Origin of the sequence: Aestuariicoccus sp. MJ-SS9 (genome assembly GCF_032586235.1) — a bacterium.
Taxonomy (GTDB): domain Bacteria; phylum Pseudomonadota; class Alphaproteobacteria; order Rhodobacterales; family Rhodobacteraceae; genus Aestuariicoccus.
In genome coordinates this window covers 1-7299 of the sequence record NZ_JAWHTD010000084.1, presented here as the reverse complement: position 1 = coordinate 7299, position 7299 = coordinate 1, and the positions used below count along the sequence as shown (strand labels likewise).

Here is a 7299-nt window from a genome sequence, read left to right as displayed (position 1 = left end):
TATGATCATATCACGATTCTTTCTCGCTGAAGCAGACCGACTGGAAGTCGGTGGGTTTGCTCCAGAGCGTGGATACTGAAGCAGACCGACTGGAAGTCGGTGGGTTTGCTCCAGAGCGTGGATACTAAAGGCTGTCGGGTGTGGGGTCGGAACAGCGTGTCACAACCTTCCGACGCTAATCGGCGAATTGATCCAAACGCTTGTGCTCATCGAGTGGATTACTGGAATGGTTTTCGTACTGACGATTATAGGGTGCGTCTTCCTCGTGGCGGGGACGTATGCAGAAGTCTCAGCACGCCGCGACCTAGATCGATGAAAGTCTAAACGGGTCGAAGCGACTATTATCTACAACTTCACCGAATGGCGTTTCTGGGCTCTTCTGAGACATCTGAGCAAAATGATCAGATGACCGCTAGACGGCGGTAATCAGCCGTAAGAGCCGACGGAACCGCAGAGACACGCTCGAACGACGGCTTTAACCGGTTCCAGACGTTCGCCGTAATCGAGGTTAGGTCCGGCTTGCGGACTTTCCAGACCTTCGTCCTGACTGCCTCGACCGTCGCGACCGGCCCAATGCCGACTTTCAGTCCAGGTCAAGGTTGCTGCAGCGCGGCCAAGGTGCGAGACCGTTTGAACCGCGCAGGGTCATCGACCGCCGCCTTGAAAGTCAAAGCCGCGATCGGGCCGACTCCGGGCACAGTCCCCGGTCTCGGGGTTCACGATGCGGATCAGGAAGCTATTGGTACCGTCCTCAAAGTCGGTGATGCATTGCTCGCAAATGCGAAGCTTTGCCGGATGATCTGCGCATGGTAACCTTGATTGAGAGGGGCCGCGCGCAGTCGGTATGGCATAGGGAGACAGGGATGCGGACCTTCATGGCAGTTTGGCTCGTCGGGATCCTTCTGTCAGCCCCCGCAGCGGCGGGCGCATTGTCGGACGCGGCAAGGAAAGGCGACGTTGCCGAGATCGCGCGTCTTTTAGAGGCCGGCGCGGATGTGAATGAACCCGGCTCGCTGGCGTTGCCGCTTCATTTTGCTGCCATGGCCGGGCATGCCGAAGCGGTCGCGCTTCTCGCTGCCCAAGGTGCCAGGCTCGATGCGCCAAGTAGCCTCGGGACGCCCCTTCATGCCGCCGCAAATTTCGGCCACGTCGAGGCTGTAGACGCCCTGATCGCCGCTGGGGCCGATCCCGACGTGCGCGACCGGGACGGATACCCGCCCTTGTTGCGAGCTATTGCAAACAATCGCGTCGGCGCGGTCACAGCCCTCATCGCCGGCGGCGCAGACGTGAATTCGGTCACGACTGCGATTATTCGTGGCGAGGTCAGGGGGCTGACCATCGCTCTTCATGAAGCAAGTTTTCTTGGACATGATGAAATCGTCTCCGTCCTGCGTGCCGCTGGAGCAGGTCCGATTCCGCCAGACGTTCCCGCCGATCTTGGTGCCCTTGGCGACCCGATGCGTGGCCGCGAGCTTGCAGTTGCCAATTGCCGCGGCTGTCACACCATTTCTCCTGAAGACGAACCGACCAAGGACCACTATTCCTTTGGGCGCGCCATTCCGCTGATTGGTGTGGTTGGGCGACCAGTCGCCGGATTGCCGGACTTCGAATACTCTGCAGGACTAATTGAATACTCTGGCACATGGACACCCGAGCGGCTCTACGCATACGCATTGTCTCCGACGCTCACGGTTCCAGGTACCCGGATGCAGTGGACCTCCGATCATAAGCCCGAAATGATCGCCCACATCGTTGCCTATTTCGTTTCTGAGGCAGAGTAGCATTCGGTGGTCAGAAGAGAAAATCTCCCACGAACCGGAGCCTGTGCAGATTCCCTGTGTGTGCTTTGCACAAGGGTTCGAGATGTTTGATTCAGACCACCACCCGGAGGTGGCAGGTCTCAATACAGCGTGTACTAAGCGGTTGCCCGGCGAGTGCCTCCTAGAGGACTGCCATGACAACACCCTCGGCCTTCGGGCCGGGGGGCCCCACTTTGCTTTCTTTTTGCCCCCGTTACCGCCCCAGTTTCCCGGATCTTTGGGATTTCTCGATACGGATCGGCAGGCTCAAGGATTGGCGCCGCGTCGCGACGCGATACGACCGTTGTCCGAAGGCCTTCCTCTCAGCCATCGCGTTAGCCGCAACCGTCATGTTCTGGCTATGAAATGAGAACGAGACCTGAGCCTAGGTCGACGCGTGCAAGATGCCCGAGCTTGGTGTAACAATATCTCAAATTAAATGCATTTTTTGGGCTGCGGCTGCTTCATGCAAGATAGATTGCGAATTGAGGTTCTCGGAAACCTGCGTCTGCGCGTCGCTGGGAAGAACCTGCAATTGCCGCCATCAAAAAAGACCCGGGCATTGATTTCTTATCTGGCTGTTTCCGGACGGGCGCACACGAGAGATCATCTTTGCAACCTGTTGTGGGAAGGTCCGGCGGATCCGCGTGCGTCGCTCCGCTGGAGCGTCCACAAACTTCGACAAGCCCTGGCACGCGCTGGATTGGATTGCATTCGCTCGGACAGTGAAAGCGTATCTCTCGATCCGGATGCCATCGAACTCGATTTTCGCGAGGTCCAGAAACTGGACCTGGCAAATGCAAGTTTATCCGAACTCGAAAACGGTGCTGGAAAGTTCAGAGGGCGGTTTCTGGCTGGACTGGATTTGCCGCTTTGCGAGCGGTTCGAGGCCTGGCGCACATACCATTCAACCCTCACGCTGTCGCAGAGATCGGGCATTCTACGCGCGCTGGCCGAACGGCTCAGAGAAACGGACCCCGAACGCGCCGAGTATTTCCGGATGATGTCCAGCGGTCTCGGAACCGAAATAGAGTCGCACGACACGGCCGTTCCCCGTGCTACGGGCCGGCACCAGGCCGCCGGCTGCCCGTACGAATCCGCCCCGGAATCCGACGAAAGACCCAAGGCCCCCGCCCTGCATTTCTGTCGTGCCGATGACGGGGTACGAATTGCCTACTCGGTCGCGGGCTCCGGTCTGCCGATCCTGCGATCTGCGCATTGGATGTCCCATCTTCAATACGAATGGGAAAGCCCCGTGTGGCGGCACTGGATCACCGCCCTTTCAGAGCGGACGAGCCTCATACGATATGACCAGAGAGGAAATGGGCTGTCGGACTGGGATGTGCCGGACATGGCGTTCGACAGGATGGTGCATGATCTGGAACGGGTCGTCGACGCGGCAGGTCTGGGCCGGTTTGCCCTGCTAGGCGTTTCGCAAAGTTGTCCGATTTCGATTGAATACGCGGTACGTCATCCCGAAAAAGTGCGGTGCCTGATCCTATACGGAGGATTCGCGAAGGGTTGGCGCATGCGCGGCGATCCACACTCCATCGCATCGCACGAGGCGATGACAACGCTTATTCGCGAGGGGTGGGGACAGGATAATCCCGCCTTCCGACGGATGTTTACGGAACTACTGATCCCCGGTGCGCAGGAATCCGATGCCAGGTCGCTGGATGATTTGCAGCGGCGCACGGTATCCCCGGAAAATGCGGCTCGCCTGCACGAGGCCTTCGGCCGGACGGATGTCGAGGACCGGCTGGCGCAGGTTACCGTCCCGACACTGGTCGCACACGTCCGTCGCGACGCGATGGTGCCGTTTAGCTGCGGTCTCGAGATCGCGGCGGGAATTCCGGGGGCCCGATTTCTGGAACTCGACAGCGAGAACCACATCCTTGCCCAAGACGAGCCCGCTTTCGACGAATTCGTGCGGGAAGTTCTGTCTTTCGTGGAAGACCCACGACAGGCTGCACCTTTGCCGCGCGTGTGACCGGAGCCTGCGGAAGGGCCTGAAAAAACAACGCTCCCAGGACAAATTTCGACCGGCCTTCCAACGGCAATTCCAACGCGGACCGGCAAAGCTCCGTCCTACGGGTCGGCCGAATGGGCGCGACCGTGACAACAACGACGGAGGATATGTCATGCTCGATCACAAGATTTCAGGCGGCAGCGGTGTGCAACTGCACGTGCGCGAATGGGGGCGCAAGGATGGCCCCGAGCTCCTTTTTATTCACGGTTGGTCCCAGTGCCATATGTGCTGGGACAAGCAGGTGACGAGTGATCTTGCGAAAGATTACCGCATGATCTCTTTGGACCTTCGCGGACATGGAATGTCGGAAAAACCGGCTTCGGAAGAGGCGTATACCGACTCGCGCCTTTGGGCGGACGACGTAGCGGCCGTCGTATCGACACTCTGCCTGAACCGCCCCATTTTCCATGTATGGTCCTATGGCGGCCTGGTCCTGTGCGACTACATTCGCCACCATGGCGCTGACCATGTCGGCGGCATCAACTTCGTGGGAGCGGCTACCACGCTGAACACCGAAGCATTCGGAACATTCATCGGCCCCGGGTTTTTCGAACCCTTCGCCGATGCGACTGCCGATGATCTCTCGAAGAACATCGCGGCCATGCGCCGCTTTCTTAGGAGCGTAACGAACAATCCGCTTCCAACAGAAGAGTTCGAAACCGCGCTTTGCTGGAACATGGTCGTCCCGCCAGAGGTAAGAGGTGCGCTCGGCGCCCGCAATCTGGACAATGATGACGTATTGGCCGGCCTCAGCGTGCCCACTCTCGTCACGCAAGGGCTGGAAGACACGATAGTCCTTCCGGAAATGGGCAAACACATCCTAGAGGTGTGCCCGACCGCCAAAGCCTCCTGGTACAAGGACATCGGCCACGCGCCGATGTTGGAGGACCCCAATCGGTTCAATAAGGAGCTACGGGAGGCGATGGTCACCGCGTGATCGCAGCGGCTGGGCGTCCGTTTCGAAAGTAGCGGGCCTTGCCCGGTTATGCTGAGCCGAAAGCCTTGGCGTTCAGTTCCGGAATCTCCCGTGCGGGATAGAGGTAAAAGGGTCGGCAACGTGCTCCTAGCCGACCTTCAAGATCGCAGTCCAGTGGCCCGCCGCAAGCGGCCTCGAGCCCGCAAATCCTATACTAACGAACCACGCCACCGGGACCATGTTTCATGAAATGCCACTGGCCGTAACTGTCCTCCAGGTCTAGCGGAATGGACGTCGTGCCCTTGGTGGATGCGCAGCCAATCTCCGCAAACGAAAACTCGATCCCGTTCGGCATGTCGATGCGGACGCGATGCTCGCCGTCGCTGTGTGGCGGTTTGATAGGGCGACCCGAGGACTGAAGCACTGATCCAATTTTCACCGATGCCGTACGTGCGTCCATGTTCGATGTGAACTCGATGTCTTCATAAATTGTGTCATGCAGCGTTGGGCACATAGCGCGAAACACCCACCAATGTGTCGCCTCCTCTTCGGTCTCGCCGCCGGTCAGTATCGTCTCAAGCGCCGCGCGTTGATCCGTCGTTGCGCCTGTATCGATGATCAGCTGCATTTCTCCGTTGCCTTCATAAATCGGCCCTGGCCAAGCATAGAGAACAGCTACCTTCAGACCGGATAGGTCAAGATTTTCGAAATGACCTTTGGTGATCTCCATCACCTCGAAGCCTCGACAATGACCGTGGGTCGGATCCTCTTCGAATTGACAGGGGCACGAATAGCCACAAACACAGTTTCCGTAGGCAGGACCCTCCACATACCAATCCTTATGTTCCATGACAGGTTTTTCCTTTTCTCAATATGTTCAGAAGGCGGTGACGACGCACCACAGCCCTCCGGCAAGCAAGAGCCCGCCGGAGGTGAACGTTATGGCCTTTGGGTAAGGAACAATCTTCTCCACCAGAACGTAAAGTGCGAGACCGACGATCCAGTAAAGATTCATGATGCCTCCTACGAAGAGGAGCGCCATGAGAGCCCAGCAGCATCCAAAACAAAAATAGCCGTGCCGCATGCCCGTTTGCAGCGCACCGAGGCGGCCTTTTCTACGATGTTGCGTCAGGAACTGTGCAGGCGAACTGCATTGCTTCAAACACGCCGCCTTGAAGGTGGAAAACTGATACAATCCGGCCAGGATCAATACGCAACCCGCCATAACCCTGGAGGCCAGAGTCATCATTGGGCCATTGACCACACCGATGGCTTCGAATGCCCATTGCGCACCCATGGCAAGCAGGCTGAAACCGCCCCAAACGATGAGGTATCCCGAAAGGAATAGAAAGCTGAGTTCGGTGGCGGAGGCGCTTTCCGAACCATGGCGCTTGAGCGCCGTGAACAAAAGCAGCGTCGGTGCGGCGCTTGGCGTCATCATGGCGATCATCATGATCCACCACATGAAGAAAACCAGCGTCGCATATCCCCAAGTCCACTCAAGCGACATGCTCATGGCCATGGGTTCTCCGATCGGACCTGCCATCCGCGTCATCTGGAGTGCCGACATCGACATGCCGACTCCGGTCAGCGTGTAGATGCCGGCCAGGAGCACGATCAAAGCCACCGCTCCGACCACGACCCAGGTGTCGCGCTTCATCACCCGTTCAACGGGCCCAGTAGAAACACTCATGAGAACTCTGCACCTCAGGCGGCGACGCGGCCTTTACCGGTCAAGTGGAGGCTCGCCATATGAGCATGTGTACCGTCGTTTTTAGTTAACTCAAGCTCACCGCCACTGGTATGCGTACGCCCCTTTGCCATCTCGGCGAAGCCGAATTCGAAGCCATGGGGAAGAGCGATGCCGATGCGATGCGGCTCGCCGGTAACGATGTTCGGAATCGGCTCTGCATCGATTTCGAAGACACCTTCCACGACCCCTTTTGCAAGCCGGTCCTCGATATTCAGATCGAGCGATACAGGCGCATAGATTGTCTCGTGCTTGTTTGGGCTCATTGCGCCAAAGACAAACCACATTGTGGCCATTTCTTCCGTATCGGCACCAGTCATGATCGCCTCGAGCGCAGCACGTTGATCCGCGTCCGCCTTGGGGTCGATAATGAGTTGCATGTGCCCATTGCCTTCATGGATAGGGCCGGGCCACTTGTACACGCCAGCAGCGGTCAGGCCATCCAATTTTGTGTTCCCGTAGTGGCCCTTGTTGATCTTGTAGACCACAGCGGCTTCACACGTCCCATCCGTCGGCAGTACCCCGAATTGGCACGGACAGCCGAAATTACAGTTGCAGTTGGCCAGTTCTTCGCCCTGAATTTCCCAATCAATCACTTGCTTGTCCCCCTTGATAAATCGCCGCCTTGACCGGCGGTAAGTTCACATGCTCGGAGGTTCAAAAAATCTTAACGTCCAACGATGCCTCAATATAACCGTGTTGATACCAGAAAACTGAGAACTTGTCAGTAGTCGGGTTTGAACAACGCCTTCAGGCGGACTGAAGGCGGGGATTTTGTGTGTTGGGCGTGTGCAGGTCGGCGAAC

6 protein-coding genes and 2 pseudogenes are annotated in these 7299 nt (G+C 57.9%); 4 read left to right on the top strand and 4 right to left on the bottom strand.

The features are described 5' to 3' along the window. Window positions 1-608: 608 nt before the first annotated feature. A pseudogene (locus RXV88_RS22795) lies at window positions 609-701 on the bottom strand (transposase); the annotation flags it as partial. A gap of 162 nt (window positions 702-863) precedes the next feature. On the opposite strand from RXV88_RS22795, the gene RXV88_RS22790 reads away from it, so the two are divergent. From RXV88_RS22790 to RXV88_RS22775, 4 genes and pseudogenes are all read left to right on the top strand, one after another. Continuing rightward, entirely contained in the window at window positions 864-1781 is a 918-nt protein-coding gene (locus RXV88_RS22790) for an ankyrin repeat domain-containing protein (RefSeq protein ID WP_316295982.1), read from the top strand. Window positions 1782-2050: 269 nt separating this feature from the next. After that, window positions 2051-2164: pseudogene (locus tag RXV88_RS22785) on the top strand (IS5/IS1182 family transposase); the annotation flags it as partial. A 74-nt stretch (window positions 2165-2238) separates the two neighbouring features. Continuing rightward, window positions 2239-3789: an alpha/beta fold hydrolase gene (locus RXV88_RS22780; RefSeq protein WP_316295981.1), complete on the top strand. Its 1551-nt coding sequence runs from the start codon at window positions 2239-2241 to the stop codon at window positions 3787-3789. A gap of 151 nt (window positions 3790-3940) precedes the next feature. Continuing rightward, entirely contained in the window at window positions 3941-4765 is an 825-nt protein-coding gene (locus tag RXV88_RS22775) for an alpha/beta hydrolase (protein WP_316295979.1), read from the top strand. A gap of 193 nt (window positions 4766-4958) precedes the next feature. Here the strand turns inward: RXV88_RS22775 and RXV88_RS22770 are convergent, their stop codons facing one another. The 3 genes from RXV88_RS22770 to RXV88_RS22760 are packed head-to-tail and all read right to left on the bottom strand — an operon-like array spanning window position 4959 to window position 7090. After that, on the bottom strand, window positions 4959-5594 hold the full coding sequence (locus RXV88_RS22770) for a DUF1326 domain-containing protein (RefSeq protein WP_316295978.1): 636 nt from the start codon (window positions 5592-5594) through the stop codon (window positions 4959-4961). Between the two features lie 27 nt (window positions 5595-5621). Next, a complete protein-coding gene (locus tag RXV88_RS22765) occupies window positions 5622-6404 on the bottom strand; it encodes a DUF2182 domain-containing protein (RefSeq protein ID WP_316295977.1) in 783 nt (260 codons plus the stop codon). Between the two features lie 47 nt (window positions 6405-6451). Next, complete coding sequence (locus RXV88_RS22760; protein ID WP_316295976.1) at window positions 6452-7090, bottom strand: DUF1326 domain-containing protein; 639 nt, start codon at window positions 7088-7090, stop codon at window positions 6452-6454. Window positions 7091-7299 lie beyond the last annotated feature (209 nt).